At 68.9% G+C, this 17,664-nt stretch carries 17 protein-coding genes; 8 read left to right on the plus strand and 9 right to left on the minus strand.

What is annotated here, in order from left to right:
• Window positions 1-5: 5 nt before the first annotated feature.
• The gene (gene arfA / locus DIZ26_RS23215; protein ID WP_198676244.1) at window positions 6-1,505 is read right to left on the minus strand and encodes an arabinosylfuranosidase ArfA; all 1,500 of its coding nucleotides are present in this window, start codon (window positions 1,503-1,505) and stop codon (window positions 6-8) included.
• Window positions 1,506-1,621: 116 nt separating this feature from the next.
• On the opposite strand from arfA, the gene DIZ26_RS23220 reads away from it, so the two are divergent.
• The gene (locus DIZ26_RS23220; protein WP_112244945.1) at window positions 1,622-2,623 is read left to right on the plus strand and encodes a LacI family DNA-binding transcriptional regulator; all 1,002 of its coding nucleotides are present in this window, start codon (window positions 1,622-1,624) and stop codon (window positions 2,621-2,623) included.
• Here DIZ26_RS23220 and DIZ26_RS23225 read toward each other — a convergent pair.
• Complete coding sequence (locus DIZ26_RS23225) at window positions 2,620-4,296, minus strand: M14 family zinc carboxypeptidase (protein WP_157979791.1); 1,677 nt, start codon at window positions 4,294-4,296, stop codon at window positions 2,620-2,622. The two genes, DIZ26_RS23220 and DIZ26_RS23225, sit on opposite strands and share 4 nt — an antisense overlap.
• Window positions 4,297-4,404: 108 nt before the next feature.
• The gene (locus DIZ26_RS23230; RefSeq protein WP_112244949.1) at window positions 4,405-5,562 is read right to left on the minus strand and encodes an FAD-dependent oxidoreductase; all 1,158 of its coding nucleotides are present in this window, start codon (window positions 5,560-5,562) and stop codon (window positions 4,405-4,407) included.
• Window positions 5,563-5,667: 105 nt separating this feature from the next.
• Between DIZ26_RS23230 and DIZ26_RS23235 the strand changes: the two genes are divergently transcribed.
• The 3 genes from DIZ26_RS23235 to DIZ26_RS23245 all read left to right on the plus strand — a co-directional run bounded on the left by DIZ26_RS23235 (window position 5,668) and on the right by DIZ26_RS23245 (window position 7,946).
• Complete coding sequence (locus DIZ26_RS23235; protein WP_112244951.1) at window positions 5,668-6,267, plus strand: TetR/AcrR family transcriptional regulator; 600 nt, start codon at window positions 5,668-5,670, stop codon at window positions 6,265-6,267.
• Window positions 6,268-6,346: 79 nt separating this feature from the next.
• Complete coding sequence (locus tag DIZ26_RS23240; protein ID WP_112244953.1) at window positions 6,347-6,697, plus strand: YciI family protein; 351 nt, start codon at window positions 6,347-6,349, stop codon at window positions 6,695-6,697.
• Window position 6,698: 1 nt separating this feature from the next.
• On the plus strand, window positions 6,699-7,946 hold the full coding sequence (locus tag DIZ26_RS23245) for an RNA polymerase sigma factor (protein WP_112244955.1): 1,248 nt from the start codon (window positions 6,699-6,701) through the stop codon (window positions 7,944-7,946).
• A 78-nt stretch (window positions 7,947-8,024) separates the two neighbouring features.
• Here the strand turns inward: DIZ26_RS23245 and DIZ26_RS23250 are convergent, their stop codons facing one another.
• Window positions 8,025-8,765, minus strand: coding sequence for a rhomboid family intramembrane serine protease (locus tag DIZ26_RS23250; RefSeq protein ID WP_112244957.1), 741 nt, complete (start codon window positions 8,763-8,765; stop codon window positions 8,025-8,027).
• A gap of 60 nt (window positions 8,766-8,825) precedes the next feature.
• Window positions 8,826-9,368, minus strand: coding sequence for a peptidylprolyl isomerase (locus DIZ26_RS23255; protein WP_112244959.1), 543 nt, complete (start codon window positions 9,366-9,368; stop codon window positions 8,826-8,828).
• Window positions 9,369-9,620: 252 nt separating this feature from the next.
• Here DIZ26_RS23255 and DIZ26_RS23260 point away from each other — a divergent pair, with 252 nt between their 5' ends.
• Window positions 9,621-10,424, plus strand: a complete 804-nt coding sequence (locus DIZ26_RS23260; RefSeq protein WP_112244961.1) for a DUF5324 family protein — start codon at window positions 9,621-9,623, stop codon at window positions 10,422-10,424.
• A gap of 202 nt (window positions 10,425-10,626) precedes the next feature.
• Here DIZ26_RS23260 and DIZ26_RS23265 read toward each other — a convergent pair whose 3' ends face one another.
• Both DIZ26_RS23265 and DIZ26_RS23270 read right to left on the minus strand, forming a co-directional pair.
• Window positions 10,627-10,962 (minus strand): hypothetical protein, encoded by a 336-nt coding sequence (locus tag DIZ26_RS23265; RefSeq protein WP_112244963.1) that lies wholly within the window; start codon window positions 10,960-10,962, stop codon window positions 10,627-10,629.
• Between the two features lie 111 nt (window positions 10,963-11,073).
• Window positions 11,074-11,553, minus strand: a complete 480-nt coding sequence (locus DIZ26_RS23270; protein WP_112244965.1) for a methylated-DNA--[protein]-cysteine S-methyltransferase — start codon at window positions 11,551-11,553, stop codon at window positions 11,074-11,076.
• 228 nt (window positions 11,554-11,781) lie between these two features.
• On the opposite strand from DIZ26_RS23270, the gene DIZ26_RS23275 reads away from it, so the two are divergent.
• The 3 genes from DIZ26_RS23275 to DIZ26_RS23285 all read left to right on the plus strand — a co-directional run bounded on the left by DIZ26_RS23275 (window position 11,782) and on the right by DIZ26_RS23285 (window position 15,549).
• Complete coding sequence (locus DIZ26_RS23275) at window positions 11,782-12,579, plus strand: DUF4328 domain-containing protein (protein WP_232828537.1); 798 nt, start codon at window positions 11,782-11,784, stop codon at window positions 12,577-12,579.
• 232 nt (window positions 12,580-12,811) lie between these two features.
• Window positions 12,812-14,749: a DUF4328 domain-containing protein gene (locus tag DIZ26_RS23280; RefSeq protein ID WP_112244967.1), complete on the plus strand. Its 1,938-nt coding sequence runs from the start codon at window positions 12,812-12,814 to the stop codon at window positions 14,747-14,749.
• Window positions 14,746-15,549: a sugar phosphate isomerase/epimerase family protein gene (locus DIZ26_RS23285; protein WP_112244969.1), complete on the plus strand. Its 804-nt coding sequence runs from the start codon at window positions 14,746-14,748 to the stop codon at window positions 15,547-15,549. Before DIZ26_RS23280 ends, DIZ26_RS23285 begins: the two co-directional genes overlap by 4 nt.
• Window positions 15,550-15,815: 266 nt before the next feature.
• Here DIZ26_RS23285 and DIZ26_RS23290 read toward each other — a convergent pair whose 3' ends face one another.
• The gene (locus DIZ26_RS23290) at window positions 15,816-16,853 is read right to left on the minus strand and encodes an S-adenosylmethionine:tRNA ribosyltransferase-isomerase (protein ID WP_112244971.1); all 1,038 of its coding nucleotides are present in this window, start codon (window positions 16,851-16,853) and stop codon (window positions 15,816-15,818) included.
• Window positions 16,850-17,569 (minus strand): SDR family NAD(P)-dependent oxidoreductase, encoded by a 720-nt coding sequence (locus tag DIZ26_RS23295; protein ID WP_112245448.1) that lies wholly within the window; start codon window positions 17,567-17,569, stop codon window positions 16,850-16,852. The genes DIZ26_RS23290 and DIZ26_RS23295 overlap by 4 nt, the downstream gene beginning before the upstream one ends.
• Window positions 17,570-17,664 lie beyond the last annotated feature (95 nt).

Raw genomic sequence — 17,664 nt, forward strand, 5'->3', positions numbered from 1 at the left:
GGGCGTCAGTCAGTCGGTGCGAGCCTGATCAGGTGCCACGACGCGGGCGGCAGCGTGGCGGTGCAGATGCCGTTGGCAACATTTGTCTCGGCGACCTGGCGCGGGACCACGCGATCGGGATCATCGGCGGTGTTCACGGCAGTCCGGTCGTCGTCGTACAGCGCGAGGTGCTCGACGAGCCGATGCCCGTCGAACACCGGTACTTCGAAGTCGATCGCGTCCGTCTCGCTCCGGTTCACCACGAAGACGGCCACCTCACCGGTGCTCTCCTCGTACGTCGCGGTGCTCCACAACGCCGGCACCCGCCCGTACTGCGTGGTCTCCACCTCGGGGCCCCCCGCGATCTCGGTCCGCAGCACCTTGGAGCCGGCGTACTTCGCTGTCAGCGCGAACGGGTGGAAGATCGTCTGCCGCCAGGCACGGCCGTCGGGCTCGGTCCGGATCGGCGCGATCACGTTCACCAACTGGGCCAGGCAGGCGATCTTCACCCGGTCGGCGTGCCGGAGCAAGGTGATCAGCAGGCTGCCGACCACGATCGCGTCGTCGACGGTGTAGACGTCCTCGATCAGCGGGCTCACCTCGCGGATGCCGAGGCCGAGTTCGCCGGGGAAGTCCTGCTGGCGCCAGACGTTCCACTCGTCGAACGACAAAGTGATCGCCTTGTCGCTGCGCTTGAGCGCCTTCACGTGGTCGGCGGTGGCGACGACGGAATCGATGAACCGGTCCATCCCCTCCGCGCTGGCCAGGAAGCTGGTCTGGTCGCCGCCCTTCGGTTCGTAGTACGCGTGCAGGGAGATGTGGTCGACCAGGTCGTAGGTGCGCTCGAGCACGGTACGTTCCCAGTCGCCGAAGGTCGGCATCCCTGCGTTGCTGGAGCCGCAGGCGACCAGTTCCAGGTCCGGCTCGACCCGGCGCATCGCGTTCGCGGTCTCCTCGGCGAGCCGGGCGTACTCCTCGGCGGTCTTGTGGCCGATCTGCCAGGGGCCGTCCATCTCGTTGCCCAGGCACCAGACCTTGATGCCGTGCGGCTCCTTGCTGCCGTTGCGGACCCGCCGGTCCGGCAGCTCGGTGCCGCCCGGGAGGTTGCAGTACTCCAGCAACTGAACCGCTTCGGTGATCCCGCGGGTACCGAGGTTGACCGCCCAGATCGGCTCGACGCCCGCCTTGCGGGACCAGGCGACGAACTCGTCGGTGCCGAACTGGTTCGGCTCGATCGCCCGCCAGGCCAGGTCCAGCCGGCGCGGCCGCTCCTCCTTCGGGCCGACCCCGTCCTCCCACTGGTAGTTGGAGACGAAGTTGCCGCCCGGGTAGCGGACCGCGGTGACACCGAGTTCGCGGACCAGCGCGAGCACGTCCTCGCGGAAGCCGTCGGCGTCGGCGGCGGCGTGACCCGGTTCGTAGATGCCGGTGTAGACGCAGCGGCCCATGTGTTCGACGAACGAGCCGAACAGCCGCCGGTCGAGGGCTCCGACCACGAACGAGGGGTCGACCGCGAGACGAGGCACAAATCCTCCTGGATAGCCTTTACAACGATTAACCCGGAGTTTTTCAACGATTGACATCACCTGTAAAGAGCTCACATGACAGACTCAGGCGACAACCGGGTGTGAGGGGAGAACCGATGGCGACCAGGCTGAGCGATGTGGCCGCACGGGCCGGCGTCTCGGTGAAGACGGTGTCCAACGTCATCAACGACTACCCGCACATCACCGCGCGGACCCGGGCCAAGGTCGAGGCCGCGATCGCCGAACTCGACTACACCCCGAACGTCAGCGCCCGCTCGCTGCGCAAGGGCCGCTCCGACTTCATCGCGCTGGCCGTCCCGGAGATGGCCTCGCCGTACTTCGCGGAGCTCGGCGCCGCGATCAGCCGGGCCGCCAAGAAGCGGGGCATCACGGTGCTGATCGACCAGACCGAGGGCGAGGCCGCCGCCGAGAAGCTCGTCCTGGACGGGATGCGCGGGCAGTTGATCGACGGCATCATCTTCTCGCCGATCACCACCGCCCCGGCCCGGATCACCTCGGCCGACACCGCCAAACCGCTGGTGCTGCTGGGCGAGCGGCACCCCGGAGGCACCTTCGACCACGTCGCGGTCGACTCGGTGCAGGCCTCCTTCGACGCGACCATGCACCTGGTCTCGATCGGCCGGCGCCGGATCGCCGCGATCGGGGTCGGCGGCGGCGCGGGGACCGGATCCGTACGCCGTAAGGGATATCGCAAGGCGCTCAAGGCGGCCGGCCTGGAACTGGACCCGGCGCTGGAGGTGGGCGGCTCCGGCTACCACCGCGAGGACGGCGCCGCCTCGATGCGCGAACTGCTGGCCCTCCCCGAACCACCCGATGCCGTCTTCTGCTTCAACGACCTGATGGCGATCGGCGCACTCCGGGCGCTGACCGATGCCGGCCTGTCGGCACCTGAGGACGTCGCCGTGATCGGTTTCGACGACATCGAGGACGGCCGGTACCACTCGCCGTCGCTGTCCACGATCTCCGCCGACAAGGAATGGCTGGCCGAGAACGCGGTCGCGCTGCTGCTCGACCGGATCGCCGGCACCGGTGAGGCCGACCGCCGCGACCTCACCGTCCCGTACACGTTGACGATCCGGGAATCGACCGGCGGTTAGAAGACCGCCGCGCAGGTCGCCAGGTTCGCCGTGACACTGGCGCCACGGGCCACCGTCACCTGCCGGGTCTCGAGCACCTGACCGGTCGGCCGCTCACAGGTCAGCGTCCACGCCTCGGTCCCGCCTTGCTGTACGACGCTCGGCCGGGTCGACGGGTTCGTGTGCCAGGTGTAGGTGCCGCCTGCCGGCACGACCATCGTGGTGTCCAGCACGTCGGGCAGGCTGGTGCCGTTCCACGTCTTGGTGCTGAACGACTTCTTCAACCGCAGTACGGCGCCGGCCGGACCGGTTCCGGTGATGATCGAGTGCCTCGCGGGGTTGATGGCGCTCTCCGCCGCGAGCAGGAACGCGGCCCGGTTGCCCTTGCCCGCCGTACTGCCCGATCCGTAGTAGTAGTTGACCACGTTCGAGAACGCCGGGTGGAAGCTGTTCGCGCCGTGCTCGAACGTGAATCCGAGCCCACCGGTCGCGTAGTACGACCAGTCCTCCGTCGTGCCGGTGGTGTCGTACAACTCGTAGCTGAATTGGCTCGTGTACCCGTTCTGGGCGGCCATCTGGTCGCCGAGCGACTTGTAGATCGCCTCGTCCGGGGTGTTGCCGGCGCCCGCGTAGCCCGGCTCCCGGAGTACGAGGTTCGAGTAGGTGTGGTTGGTGATCAGGGTGGTCACCTGGTTCGCCGAGACAAGGGCCTGGATGTTGCGCGACTCCGGCTCGCTGAAGGCGCTCGCACCGCGGTACGTCTCGGAGGTCAGGCTGCTGGACGCACCGGGACCACCCCAGAAGCCGGAGTAGTTGCGGTTCAGGTCGGTGCCCTTCGACTGGTTCGCCGACTGTGCGCACTGGCCGCTGGTGGGGATCTGCCCGTCGGTGACGCGGCAGTTCTTCCGCTTCATCTCGTAGCCGAGGGTGCGGCTCAGGTTGAAGCCGTCGGGGTTCACCACCGGTACGAAGATCACCCGCGACTTCTCCAGGATGTTGGTGATCCGCGCGTCCACGCCGTCGTTCTTCAGCAGGTCGTAGGCGAACTCCATCGTCAGCTCGCCGGACGGCCATTCCCGCGCGTGATGGAGTCCGACCATCAGGAACACCGGCTTGCCGTTGCTGGTGTTGACGTCGTGGCTGACCTCGATCCCGCGGATCGTGCGGCCTTCGAGCGAGGTGTTCTTCAACGTGAACTGCTTGACCTTCGTCGGGTACTGCGTCGCCAGCGCCGCGAGCTCGTTGTTGTAGTCGGCGAGCTGCCGGTACGCCGTACGCCCGCTCGGCAAGGTCGCCTTGATCGCCTTGTTCTTGACGGCTTTCGCGTACGCCGCGTCGGCGGCCTCGCGCGCCTTGTCGGCGCCGACCAGGTCGTCCTCGATCACGGTCCAGCGGAATCCGGCGAGTTGCAGCAGCTGTCGGTCATGATTGCCATAGGCAACCAGGTCGACGAAGTTCTTGCCGGCCGACTCGGCCAGATCGAGGTCGAGGGTGTTCAGCCGCTTCTTGTCCGCGGCGGTCGGGGTGCTGACCCGCAGCAACTGGATCAGCTCGGCGTTCGCGTAGGCCTGGGCCTTGTGGTCGGGTGGTGCAGCAGCCTGGACCTGGCTGCCTGCCCCTGAGGCGGCACCGACGGCGAGCACCGCCGCTATCGCCAAGGGGATGAGTCGGTGCCATCGGGCGGGATGGGACACGGTGACCTCCAGTAGTGAGGCTATCGCAATGGGTAACTGGAGCGTAGGGCCCTTGCGATCCCCTTGGAAGCCGTTCGGCGATGTGTGCGGGGAAACAGTCGCGCTCGGTCAGCGGTGACCGAGTGCGGAGAGCTGCTCGGCGAGGGTCCTGCGGAAGCCGGGCAGGTAGGAGAGCAGGTGAAGACCCGCGTTGCGGGCGGGTCGCAGTACGGAAGGTGCTGTGGCCAGGCGGGTCAACCGGTGAGCGAGCGAGACGACGCGAACCGCCTCGGCGCGGTTCTCGGTCGCGTAGGCGTCCAGACCGTCCTCGTTGCCGGTGGTGAGAGCTTCGGCGAGCGCGTTGCCAAGCGTGACGGCGTCGCGGAGGCCGAGGTTCATGCCCTGACCGCCGGCGGGGCTGTGGGTGTGGGCGGCGTCGCCCGCCAGGACGATGCGCCGGTCGCGGTACCGGTCGGCCACCCGCTCGTGGATGCGGAAGCGCGATCCCCAGACCACCTCGGTCACCCGGGCCGTCGACTGCTGCGGGCCGCGTGCGTTGAGCAGCCGCTGCGCGTACGTCACGTCAGGGTGCTCCGGTGCGTCGTCGACCTCGGCGACCAGACGGAAGGAGCCGTCGGGCAGGGGAGCGGCGACGAGCATGCCGGGGCGCGAGAAGTACAGCAGTACTTCGTCCGGCGGCAGGCCGCCCTCGACGCGGACATCGGCGAGGGTGAAGTTCAGCGGCAAGACGTCGTCGCCGCCGGTGAAGCCCAGTCCGGCGAGATCGCGGATCCGGCTGTTCATCCCGTCCGCCGCCACGACGTACTGCGCTTGGATCACCTCGCCGCTCTCCAGCGTCACCTCGGCGCCGTCTTTTGTCTGGCGGACGCCCGACGCGACGTACGGGCGGTGGACCTTGCCGCCCAGCTCCTCGAGGCGCTCCAGCAGGACCTGCTCGGTGGTGCTCTGCGGAATCATCAGGACGTACGGGTACTCGGTCGGCAGGTGGTCGAAGCGGATCGGGACCAGGGTGCGGTCGCCGTCGGCGATGTTGAACTGCTCGACGGGGCGGCCGAGTTCAGTCAGGCGCTTCGAGACGCCGAGCTCCTCCAGCATCTCCAGCGTGCGCGGGTGAATGACCGAGGCGCGCGAGGTGTTCGCACCGGCCGCCTGCCGGTCCACGACAGTGACGTCACGACCGTGGGCGGCGAGCGAGGCCGCCACTGCCAGTCCGACCGGTCCGGCACCCACCACCAGCACCTCGGTCCGCTCCGGAATTCCGTTCATCTTTCCCACTCCTTCCAGGTCAACATCCGTTGGCCAACGCTTGTTGACTTCACTCTAGAACTGCTCCGCTTCCCAAGTCAACACTTGTTGACCTACGGTGGTCCCATGACGGAGAAGACGCAGGCTGAGGCCCTGGCGGACGCAGGGGGTGGGCGGCGGTCGGAGCGGAGTCGGGCGGCGATTCTGGCGGCGGCTCGGGAGCGGTTCGCGGCTGACGGGTACGAGCGGGCGACCATCCGGGCGATCGCGGCCGACGCGGCGATCGATCCGGCGATGGTGATGCGCTACTTCGGCAACAAGGAGAAGCTCTTCGCCGCGGCGGCCGAGTTCGACCTGCGGCTGCCCGACCTCAGCGCCCTCCCGCCCGACGAGGCCGGAGCGGCGCTGATCAACCACTTCCTCAACCGCTGGGAGGACGACGAGTCCCTCAAGGCCCTGCTTCGCGCCAGCGTCACCAACCCGGTCGCCGCCGACCGGATGCGCGAACTGTTCGCCGGCCAACTCGGCCCGATGATCGCTCGCCTGACCGACCCCGCCGACGCCGGCACCATCGCGACGCGAGCCGGCCTGGTCGCCACCCAGGCACTCGGCTTCGCCCTCTGCCGCTACGTCCTGGAACTCGAACCGATCGCAGCCCTCACTCGCACCGAAGCGGTCGCCTGGCTGAGCCCGACGATCACCCGCTACCTCACCGGCACGCCCTGAACTGACCGGCCACCTTGTCGATTACGGGCTCGCGCCGTTCGTCGGCCATGTGAACAGCCCATACGAAAGGACAACGACCATGGCTCGATATTTGCTGCTCATCCACGACAACGAGGCCGATTACGACGCCGCCTCCGCCGAGGTCCACCGGGCCCACGACGAGGGACACGAGGCGTTCGCCCGCGAGCACAAGGACGTCATCGTCGGCAGTGGCCACCTGCAACGGTCGTCGACCGCGACCGTCGTCCGGGAGGACGGCCAAGGCGGCTTCCTGCTGACCGATGGCCCGTACGCCGAGACGAAGGAAGCCCTGGGCGGCTACTACATCATCGACGTGGCGACTCTGGACGAGGCGCTGGCCGTCGCGAAGAAGCTGCCGTACTTCGGCAAGGTGGGCGACGCTGCCGTCGAAGTACGGCCGATGCACTGAGATGACAGACGACCCGGCCGTCGCCGAAGCGGTGGCGCTCGCGCACCGCAAGGAGTGGGCTTTCGTCCTCGCGGCGACGGCCCGGGTCACCCGCGATCTGGACCTGGCCGAGGAGTGTGTCCAGGACGCCTACGCCAAGGCGCTCACGGTTTGGTCGGCGACCGGGATTCCGGCGCGACCGGGCGCCTGGCTCACCACGACGGCACGCAACCGAGCGATCGACCTGATCCGGCGCGAGGCGTCCTTCCGCGCGGCGCTCCCACTGCTTGCCGACGAGGAGGTCGCGAACGGACCGTCGGACAGCGAAGACATCGCGGACGAACGGCTGCGGCTGATCTTCACCTGTTGCCATCCGGCGCTCGCACCCGAGGCACAGGTGGCGCTCACGCTCCGGCTGGTCTGCGGGCTCACGACCGCTGAGATCGCCCGGGCGTTCCTGGTCAGCGAATCCACGATGGCGGCGAGGATCACCCGGGCGAAGAAGAAGATCGCGGTGGCGCGGATCCCGTACCGGATCCCGGATGCCGTGGATCTGACCGAGCGCATCGGCACGGTGCTGACCGTGGTCGACCTGCTGTTCACCACCGGACACGTCGCCCCCAACGGCCCCGACCTGATGAACACCGAACTGATCTCCCGCGCCCTCGACCTGGGCCGGATGCTCACCGAACTCCTCCCCACCGACCCAGAGGTCACGGCGCTGTTGGCGCTGATGCTGCTCACCGACGCCCGTCGCGCGGCACGGCTCGATACCACCGGCAGGCCTGTTCTCTTGGCCGATCAGGACCGCGGCCGCTGGGATCAAGCGGCCATCCGGGAAGGGCAGGCCCTGGTACGCCGAGCCTTGCGACGCGGGCCGGCCGGGCAATTCGCCGTACGGGCAGCGATCGCCGCCGTCCACTCCGAGTCGCCGTCGTGGGAGACCACCGACTGGTCAGAGATCGTCGGCCTGTACGACGTACTGCTCGCCCGCCAGCCTTCTCCCGTGGCGGCGCTGAACCGCGCGGTGGCCAAGGGATTCGCGGCCGGACCCGAGGCTGGACTGGCCGCCCTCGAGGAACTGGCCACCGAGCCTCAGCTCGCAACTTATCCGTACGCCGCTGTCGCTCGCGGCGAGTTCCTGCGAAGGCTCGGGCGCGACCGGGAGGCGCGTTCCGCCTACGAGGAAGCACTTACCTTCACCGAGAACGCGGCCGAACGCGCGACGCTGCGGCAACGCCTCGCCGAGCTCAGCGAGGAACGCGGCTAGCCGCGACGACTCGGCTGGATGCGGTGGCAGCCCGGCTGGATGCGGTGGGAGCCCGGCCAGCCGCGGTGGCAGGCCTGGCTAGACGCGCGCTTTGTTCTGGCGGCGCTTGGTGTCCTGGAGGAAGAGCCAGGCGACCGCGGCGCCGACGACGAAGCCGCCGAGGTGTCCTTCCCAGGAGACGTTCGGGATGGCGAACGAGAGCACCGCGGTGACCGCGACGTACATCAGGATCCAGGTGATGTCGAGGCCGCGGGCCTTGCTGATCACCAGCAGTGCGCCGACCAGGCCGAGCACCGCGCCGGAGGCTCCGAGCGTCGCGCTGCCCGGGGCGCCAAGGATCCAGACCGCGACGCCACCGCCCAGCGCGGAGAGCAGGTACAGCACGGCGAACCGGAGCCGGCCGAGCATCTGCTCCAGTGGCGGGCCGAGCTGCCACAGCATGAAGAGGTTCGAGAAGATGTGGAAGATCTGCACGTGCGTGAACGCCGACGTCAGCAGTCGCCACGGCTCGGAATCGACCAGGACCGGGACCAGCACCAGGTCGCTGACGACGCGCGGGCTGCCGGTCCGGACGGCGATGAACACCAGCACGTTCAGCGCCAGCATGCTGATCGTGACGATCTGCGGGTTGCCGCGCTGGATGCCGCCCAGTGACGTCCGGGTGCGAGGCACCGAGCGGACGCCTTCGGTGAAGCAGGACGGGCATTGGAACCCGACGGATGCGCTGTTCATACAGGCCGGGCAGATCGGCCGGTCACAACGCTGGCATCGGACCCCGGCGGGCCGATCCGGGTGCCGGTAGCAGACGGTGTCGGTCACGCCGTGGTCCTTCGCACTAGTTCACCGGCCGGGCGCGGTAGCGGCCGGCCGGTGGCTGAATCAGACGGTCTTGCGCTCGATCTTGACGCTGTTGATCACGATCGGCTCGATCGGCCGGTCGCCCGGCGCGGTCTTCGCGGTCGCGATCGCGTCCACGACCTTCTTGGAGTCGTCGTCGACGACCTCGCCGAAGATGGTGTGCTTGCGGTTCAGGTGCGGGGTCGGGACCACGGTCACGAAGAACTGCGAGCCGTTGGTGCCCTTGCCGAACTGGATCCCCGCGTTCGCCATCGCCAGCAGGTACGGGCGGTCGAACTGGAGCTCCGGGTGGATCTCGTCGTCGAAGGAGTAGCCCGGCGAGCCGGTGCCGGTGCCGAGCGGGCAGCCGCCCTGGATCATGAACCCGTCGATCACCCGGTGGAAACCGAGGCCGTCGTAGAACCGCTCGTGGCTCGGCTGACCCGTCTGCGGGTCGGTCCACTCCTTGGTGCCCTCGGCCAGGCCGACGAAGTTCTGCACCGTCTTCGGGGCGTGATCGGGGAACAGCTTGATGACGACGTCGCCCTTCGTCGTCTGCAGCGTCGCGAACAGTTCTTCGGCCACGAGATACTCCTCATCGGTTACGGCTTACGCATCGATCCTGTCATGCGACGCCAACCGGACCCGCATCGAGGCGCCGGTCAGCGGTTTCCGCAGGACCAGGGGTGGGTCCGGGTCGGCCTGGAGCGTTTATCGCCTGGGTACGACGTACGATGCAGACGAAGCCGGAAATGTCCAGAGCCGTACCAGGTCGTCCATGTCGCCGATGGGCCAGTAAGTCAGGCGTCAGCGACGGGGCGCCGCCGAGGAGGAACCGTGGGTTTGTTGAAGTCCAAGGGCCGGGTCGAGTCCGCGAAGGACCGGGTCCGGCCGTTCGCCGAATCGGCATCGCAACGGGTCGCGCCGGCCGTGGGCACCGCACGGGAGAAGGTGTCGCCGTACGCCGAGAAGGCCGTCGAGCGCGGCGCCACCCTCGCGCATGCCGCGGTCGAGAAGGCGGGCCCGGTGATCGACGACGCCTTGAGCAAGGTCGGTCCGGCCACCGAGCACGCGGCCGAGAAGGCGCGTGAGCGGTTCAACGACGACGTCCTGCCGAAGGTGACCGCCGCACTGGCCACCCTGGCGGCCGCGGCCGAGCCGGTGATGGAGGAGACGTCTCGTCGGGGCAAGGCCACCAAGGCCGCGCTCAAGGGTGAGATCGACGTACCGAAGAAGAGCCACAAGCTGCGCAAGGTGGTGCTGTTCCTCGGCTTCGGGGCGCTCGCCGCCGCGGCGGTGAAGAAGCTCCTCACCCCGCCGGAGCCGGCCTGGCAGTCGACCCCGACCAGCGGCCGCGACTACAGCTCGGCCCCGGCCGGTACGACGACCCGTCCCGCCGCCGAGAAGCCGGCCGGCACCGCGCCGACCGCCGCGGAAGGCGCGGCCAACGTCGCCGCCGCCAACGGCAAGACCGATGCGCAGACCGACGCCAAGACCGAGAGCAGCACCGAGGACAAGGCCGAGGTGAAGGCCGACGAGGCCAAGACCGACGTCTCCGCCTCGAACGGTGCCGCGAAGAAGGCGACCGGAGCCCCGCGCCGGTCCACCGGCTCGAACAGCACCAAGCCGTCCGAGTCCTGAGCCTTACCGACCGCAACGGCGAAGGCCGCGACCCCCTCGGGGACTCGCGGCCTTCGTCATGTCAGGAACCTTCGGCTTCGATTGACCGAAGGCCTCGGTGGGTCCAGACCTCGTTGGTCGAGGCTCAGGTGGGTCGGAGAGCCGCGGCTGGTCTTGGGCTCGGTTGGCGAGAGCCTCGGCCGGTAGGGCTGGGGCGTTCGGCTCAGGTGGTGGTCTGGTCGGAGCTGGGGGTGTCCTCGTCTTCGGCTGGTGGGCGAGTGGTCGTGATTCGACCTGCGGAGAGCAGCTGGGTCGCGTAGCGGTGGGTTATGCAGGGGTAGGTGCCGCCGCATTCGCGGCAGACGGCGTCGTTGCGGTGCAGCCAGGGCACGACACCGAAGCGCTTGATCCAGGTCAGCGGCTCACGATCGGGAGCATGCAGCTGCATCGCCGACCGTGCGGCGTCCTGGATCTCGGGCGCCGACCACTCTTCGGCACTCTTGTCCATCAGATCGCTCAGGTCGGGGTTGGGCGATGAGTCGGACGGGGTCTGGGTCATCTCGTTCGTCTCCGGGGCAGGGGGTCGGAGCGGTGGGGGCAGTGCGTAGTACCGGCGCTACGCGTGGTGATGTTAGACCGCCGCGGGCTCACCGCGGACGAGAGCCTTTCACTAACCCCACAGTGTTTCGAAACTGACCCGGGCCTCGAGCTCGAGCAGGTGGCGCTTGCGCGGGATCCCACCGCCGAACCCGACCATCTTGCCGCCGGCGCCGACCACCCGGTGACACGGCACGACGACGGCGATCGGGTTCCGGTTGCAGGCCACGCCGACCGCGCGGGCGGCCCCGGCGTCGCCGACGATCTTGGCCACCTCGCCGTAGGTCTGCATCTCGCCGTACGGGATCCGGCGGAGCTGCTGCCAGACGGCGCGCTCGAACTCCGACCCGCCCGGCACCGACAGCGGAATCGAGAACTCGGTCAGCTCGCCCGCGAAGTACGCCTTGAGTTCTTCCTGCGCCAGCAGCAGCACCTTGTCGCGGACGATCCCGGGCTCGACCTCGGCCGTTCCCATCCGCAACCGGCACAACCCGACATCGTCCACGGCCAGGGACAGGTCACCGATGGGCGAATCGATCACGGACCAGCGCATGGGTCGTCCTTTCTGCCTCAACACCCATGATTCTCCGCCCCGGCACCGACAGTTTTCGCCGCCCGCGCCACGGGGAACCGGGGTGGACGCACTACCCGGCGCGCCATCGACACGCATGGTTCTCGCCCGGCTACGCCCGGTTGTGCTATTTCTGATTTCCCCGCCGCACAAGGGCGGACATCGCCCGGCCGCTCATCCCTGGCGCCGGGCCTGGCGACAGGGGTGCAGGTGACCGGTCCCTCGGCGTACGAGCCGAATCCGTACGACGTACCGGCGTACGGCGAGCGGGTGCCGGCCGGGGCGCAGCGGGTGCCGCAACCGCCGCCGATGGACCGCTGGTTCACCTCCGAGCAGGCGATGGGGCTCAGCGCCTCGATCCTGATCGGTGTCGACACGGTGGCGAGCTGGGCCTCCGCGTGGGCCGACTGGAACTCGTACGCCGTGCTGAAGGCGTACCCGGGTGACGAGGCGAAGCTGGCCGAGGCCGACCTGATCTCCGGCTCGACGGGCATCGTCTCGGCGCTGGCGCTGTTCGCGGCCGCCGTGGTGTTCATCGTCTGGCTCTGGCGGGTCCGGTGGAACGCGGAGATGTTCTGCCGCGGCGAGCACCGGCTGACCAGGGGCTGGGTGCTGGGCAGCTGGATCTGCCCGGTGGTGAACCTCTGGTACCCGAAGTGGGTGGTCGACGACATCGTCGCCGCCAGCGATCCGCGGACCTCGCCGCACACCGTCAGCCTGCGCACCGTCCCGGGCACCCGGCTGGTCTGGGCGTGGTGGATCACCTGGGTGGTCGGGCTGGTCCTCGGCAACGTGGCGCAGCGGAGCACGCTGGACGGCGTACCGCAGCTCGGTGAGGTGCGGACGAACGCCGTACTGTCCAGCATCTCTGCAGTTGCGACAACGGCCGCGGCGGTGCTTGCCATGATGTTGATCAAGCGCATCAACGACCTGCAGATCAGCCGCCCGTGGACGCCGTGGTGGGCCGCCGATCAGGCGCCACCGCCGTTCGGCGCGCCGGGTCGGTGAGGCCGGGCGGAGAAGCTGCCCGGTAAAGGAAACCCGTCACGGACGGTTCAATCGCTCGTTACAAGTGGTGATGGGCGTACGAAAAGAACTCGTTAAGTCGATACCCTCTGTGCTGGCACCGACTCCACACTCGTACTTACTTCGTGGTATCAATGTGGCTCGGTCACGCGGGGGCAGGATTCGATCGAAACGCCGAACAGACGGAGTTCCAGCAACGCGAGGGACGCAAGACGTGAGCCACCCGCAACCAGCAGTGCTGTCCGCTGCCGAAGAGCCCGAAGTGTGGCAATCGCACGCCGCCGAAGAGTTCCAACCGGTCGACAGGATCGGCCGGATCGCGATCGCGCTGCTCGGCGCGTCCACGGTGACGCACCTGCTCGCGACCTGGTCCGACTGGAACACCTACGGGGTGGTCCACACCTACCTGGGCGGCGGCCCGAACGTCGATGACGCGGATCTCAATCGCGCCGACGCCATCGCCAAGATCACCGCGTACCCGAACGTGCTCGTCTCCGTCGCCGCCGCCGTCGTCTTCGTGATCTGGCTGTGGCGCGCGCGGGTCAACTCCGAGGTGCTCTGCCAGGCCGACCACCGGCGCAGTCACGGCTGGGTGCTCGCGAGCTGGTTCTGCCCCGGACCGAACCTCTTCTATCCCAAGCAGATCGTCGACGACGTATGGCTCGCCAGCGATCCGAAGACGCCCGTGTACGCCGACGACCTGCGCCGGCTCAGGAAGCCTCTCCTCACCAAGGTGTGGTGGTGCACCTGGGTCGGCGCTCTCGCGTTCGACGTGGTGATCCGCCGGTTCCTGATGTGGATGGACGCCACCGTCGGCTCGCTGCGCGGCATCGCCCTGGCCGGTACGGCGTCGCTGATCCTGACCGCGGCCTCCGCGGTCGCGGCCACCTTCGTGATCCGCAAGATCAACGCGATGCAGACCAGCCGCGAGTGGGTGCCGTGGTGGGACCAGCGCGAGCCGAAGCTCACCGCCGTCCCGACGTACGCCGACGACGACACCTCCGAGCAGCCGGCCATCAGCGAGCCCATCGCGGTTCCGCCGGCCCTGCGGCTCGAGCGCCAGCCCGAGCCGGCCCTGCAGATGGCCGGCGGCGGTGCCGAGGAGGCCCCGAAGTGGAGCCCGTTCGCGCCGGTCGCGGAGAGCTGGCAGGAGCAGGCGTCGGCCAACCCGCACTACCGCCCGGTCGACGCGTGGGGTGACGACACCGGCACGCTGACCAGCCCGGTCGAAGAGGCCACCCCGTCGTACCAGCCGACCGCGGCCGGACTCGACAGCCCGAGCTGGGCCACGGCGACCTCCTCGCCGACCACCTCGAGCGACGACCTGCTGTCCGCGCCGGTGCCGAGCTGGCAGGCCGAGACGGTCGCGCCGCCCTCGCTGTCCCTGGTCGACACCTCGTACACCTCGACGTCGTACGGGACCAGCGAGCCGTCCTGGGCCAGCTCGTACGCCGAGCCGTACGCCTACGAGTCCTCGTCCTCCGACTACTACACGCCGTCGGAGCCGACCGCCGCCCCCGAGCCGGAGCCCGCGCCCGAGCCTGTTGCGCGCGCCGGTCGCCGGGCCGCTCGGGTCGCGGTGGACAGCCCTTCGACCATCGGGTACGGGCAGGACGACGACTACCTGACCCCGTCGAAGCCGCTGCCGACCGTCCCGTCGTACGGGCCGGAGCCGTCCTACTCACCGGAGCCCGCGTACACGCCGGAGACCAGCTACACCCCGGAGCCCGCCTACGCACCAGAGACGACCTACTCGGCGTACGAGGCCCCGGCTGCAAGCTACGAGTCGTACAGCACGGACTACTCGTCCACCTACGAGTACTCGACGCCGGAGACCAGCTACACCGCTCCGGAGACGAGCTACCAGCCGAGCGAGCCGCACACGCCGGCGTATGACAGCTACACCTCGTCGTACGACGCGTCGTACTCGCAGAGCTCCTACACGGACTACGGCACCGAGAGCTACGAGTCGTGCAGCCCGAACTACACCCCCGAGACGTACGGCGCTACGGACTACAGCACCCATACCCCGGAGCAGCCGGCAACCGAGCAGCAGCAGACGCCGTACTCCTACGAGCCGGCCCAGCCGCCGGCCACGGACGACTCCGAAACCACCGCTCCCCGGACCGTTCCCCGCCGCCGCTGGGTATGACCGACCTCGCCTTCTCCACTCTCGGGTGTGCGGGCGCATCGCTCGACCACGTCCTCGACCTCGCCCGACGCAACCGCATCGGCGGGCTGGAACTCCGGGCTGCTGAAGACGAGTTCACCAATGTCGGGCTGAGCCCGATCGAACGGCGTACGCTGCGCAACCGGATCGAGGACGCCGGACTGGAGATCCTCGCGGTCAGCAGCTACGTGCGGCTCTGCGCGGTCGAGGAGCAACCCCTCGAAGCGCATCTCGAACTCGCCGCCGACCTCGGCGCCCGCGGCGTCCGCGTCTTCCCCGGTGACGATCCGACCGGTGACGATCCGACCGGTGACGATCCCGCTCGTACGACGGACGGCCCGACCCCCGGCGAGCTGCGCGCCCTCGATCGCGTCACGACTGCGCCGAAGGACGTCCACATCTTCCTGGAGACCCACGACTCGCACTCGGCCGGCCGCAGGATGGCCGCCTTGTGCGCGCTGCTCGACGCCGAGTCGCCGGGACACAACACCAAGGTGATCTGGGACAGCGCGCACACCTGGAGCCACGGCGAGACCCCGGCCGAGGCGCTCGGACTCCTCCGGCCGTGGATCGACTTCGTCCAGATCAAGGACAGCGACTCCACCCAGGGCTTCAAGCCGGTCGCGATCGGCACCGGCGACTACCCGATCGGTGAGTTGATGCAGGCGTTGCACGGTACGCCGTACTGGCTTTCGCTCGAGTGGGAGCTGAAGTGGCATCACCACTTGCCCCCACTCGACGAGGCCCTGCCGGCCACCTGGAAGTGGATCACCACCGGCTGAAACTGCCTTGCGGGCCGGGCGGTTCAGAGTTGAATCATTTGGCCTAGGCCACAATTCGGATTCGGTCCGAGGCCTGTGCATGACATGGGGTACAGCTGAGTCGTCACAAGTGATGACGTCCCGACGGGGGACCGAACAGGTGAAGGACTCGACATGACGCATGCCCAGCTTTGCCCCGGAGCCGCGGTCCACTCGGTGAGGTGGTGGCTCCGGTGAGCCCGCGCGCGGTGGACAAACGTGCCCGCCCCGGGAACGAGCCCCCGGCGCTACCGGTCCCGGAGCAGCAGGGAGACGTCGCCGAACTCGTGCCAGAGGTAACTGCGCTCGAGGGCGGCGTCGTAGGCCCGCTGGACCACCTCGGCTCCGACAACGGACTCCAGTAGCAGCAGGTGCGACGCCTCCGGGGCGTGCATCCCGGTGATCAGCCCGTCGACCACGCGGGCCGGGTGATCCGGCCCCAGGACGAGGTCTGTCCGGCCGTGAGCGGCGGTCACTGAACCGTCCGCGCGGGCGGCCGACTCGATCGCCCGCACGGCCGTGGTTCCGACGGCGATCACGCGGCCGCCGTTCGCCTTCACCCAGTTCACCAGGCGAGCGGTGTGCTCCGGTACGTCGTACCGCTCGGGCAGGGGTGGTTCGTGGCTCTCCTGCGAGGAAACGCCGCAGTGCAAGAGGATCGGCGCGATCAGGACGCCGGCTGCCGCGAGATGGCTCACGAGTTCGAAGCTGAACGGCCTTGCCGCACTGGGCATCTCCGCGCTTCCGGGCTCGCGGGCGAACACGGTCTGGTAGAGCGGGAGCGGCCAGCGCTTGCCGACGTACTTGTACGTGATCGGCCGTCCGTGTCGGCCGAGGTAGCCAACCACGTCCTGCACCGGCGGTCTCGCGCGCCACAAGCGATTCTGCTCCGCCTGGTACGGCGCCAGCAGGGTGAGCACTCCTTCGGGCAGTTCGACGCGATCGCCGACAGCCCCGTCGAACAAGGGGGAATCGCCGTTGCGCAGCTCGACCACCCAGGTGCCGTCGTCGAGCGCTGTGGAGAAGTGCACGACCACCGGCGCAACCCCCGAGCCGCTGATCCAGGTGCCGTCCACTGCAGCGGGCAGCGTGCCGGAAGTGTTGACCAGCAGGAGATCTCCAGCCCGCAGGTGATCACCGAGCCGATCGAACCGCGTATGCGTGATGGCCGACCCCTCCGCGACCAGCAGCTTCACCTGATCCCTTGCCAGCCCGCGCGCTTCCGGCGGCTCGGCCGCGTTCAGCGCGTCGGGCAAGGTGAATCGGGTCTGTGGATGAACCTTCACGAGGCCACCGCCGGCGCGAATTCCGCCGCCCGGTAGCGCCCGCTGGCCGGCCGGGCATCCAGCAACTGGAGAAACGCCGGTACGACGGACGCCGGCTCGGGCCGGTCCGAGATGTCTTCGCCGGGGAACGCGGCCTGGTGCATCGCAGTACGAAGGTCGCCCGGGTCCACGGCGTACACGACGATGTCGAGGTGCTCGGCGGCCAGCACCCGGCTCGCGTGATCCAGTGCTGCCTTCGCCGAGCCGTAGCCGCCCCAGCCTTCGTACGCCTCGACCGCGGCGTCGGAGCTGATGTTGACCACGGTGCCGGCTGCGGCGGTGAGTTCGGGGATGAGCGCCTGGGTCAATGCGATCGGCGCGATCACGTCGACCTCGTAGACGCGACGGAGTTCGTCGAGGTCCGCAGCCGCCAACCGCTGGAGAGGGCTGGGGCCGAGGTAGCTCGCGTTGTTCACCAGCAGGTCGAGCCGGCCGAGTTCGCCGACGGCCTCGACCAGGTCGGCCCGGTGTTCGGCATCAGTGACGTCACCGGCGAGCGGTACTACGTCCGTCCGGTCGGCGAGTGCGTCGGCGGCGTCTTTGAGCGCGTCCGCGCTGCGTGCGTCGATGATCAACGCCCAGCCGCGGTCGGCGAGCCCGTGGGCCAGCGCCAGTCCCAGACCGGCGGAGGCGCCGGTGATCAGAGCAACAGGACGAGTCAGAGAGTGGGGAGTCATGCCCATCACTCTCATACCTCAAGCGAGCTTGAGGTCAAGACCCGTTGCCGGCCAACCGGCCGGAGGTCCGCACCCGCCCGTGCGAACCCCCGGTT

Source organism: Kribbella monticola, assembly GCF_003261635.1.
GTDB lineage: Bacteria > Actinomycetota > Actinomycetes > Propionibacteriales > Kribbellaceae > Kribbella > Kribbella monticola.

Excerpts from the sequence above, each read along its gene's own strand:
- DIZ26_RS23220 (WP_112244945.1), top strand. The coding sequence starts at position 1,622 with ATGGCGACCAGGCTGAGCGATGTGGCCGCACGGGCCGGCGTCTCGGTG.
- DIZ26_RS23230 (WP_112244949.1), bottom strand. The coding sequence starts at position 5,562 with ATGAACGGAATTCCGGAGCGGACCGAGGTGCTGGTGGTGGGTGCCGGA.
- DIZ26_RS23235 (WP_112244951.1), top strand. The coding sequence starts at position 5,668 with ATGACGGAGAAGACGCAGGCTGAGGCCCTGGCGGACGCAGGGGGTGGG.
- DIZ26_RS23240 (WP_112244953.1), top strand. The coding sequence starts at position 6,347 with ATGGCTCGATATTTGCTGCTCATCCACGACAACGAGGCCGATTACGAC.
- DIZ26_RS23245 (WP_112244955.1), top strand. The coding sequence starts at position 6,699 with ATGACAGACGACCCGGCCGTCGCCGAAGCGGTGGCGCTCGCGCACCGC.
- DIZ26_RS23265 (WP_112244963.1), bottom strand. The coding sequence starts at position 10,962 with ATGACCCAGACCCCGTCCGACTCATCGCCCAACCCCGACCTGAGCGAT.
- DIZ26_RS23270 (WP_112244965.1), bottom strand. The coding sequence starts at position 11,553 with ATGCGCTGGTCCGTGATCGATTCGCCCATCGGTGACCTGTCCCTGGCC.
- DIZ26_RS23285 (WP_112244969.1), top strand. The coding sequence starts at position 14,746 with ATGACCGACCTCGCCTTCTCCACTCTCGGGTGTGCGGGCGCATCGCTC.
- DIZ26_RS23295 (WP_112245448.1), bottom strand. The coding sequence starts at position 17,569 with ATGACTCCCCACTCTCTGACTCGTCCTGTTGCTCTGATCACCGGCGCC.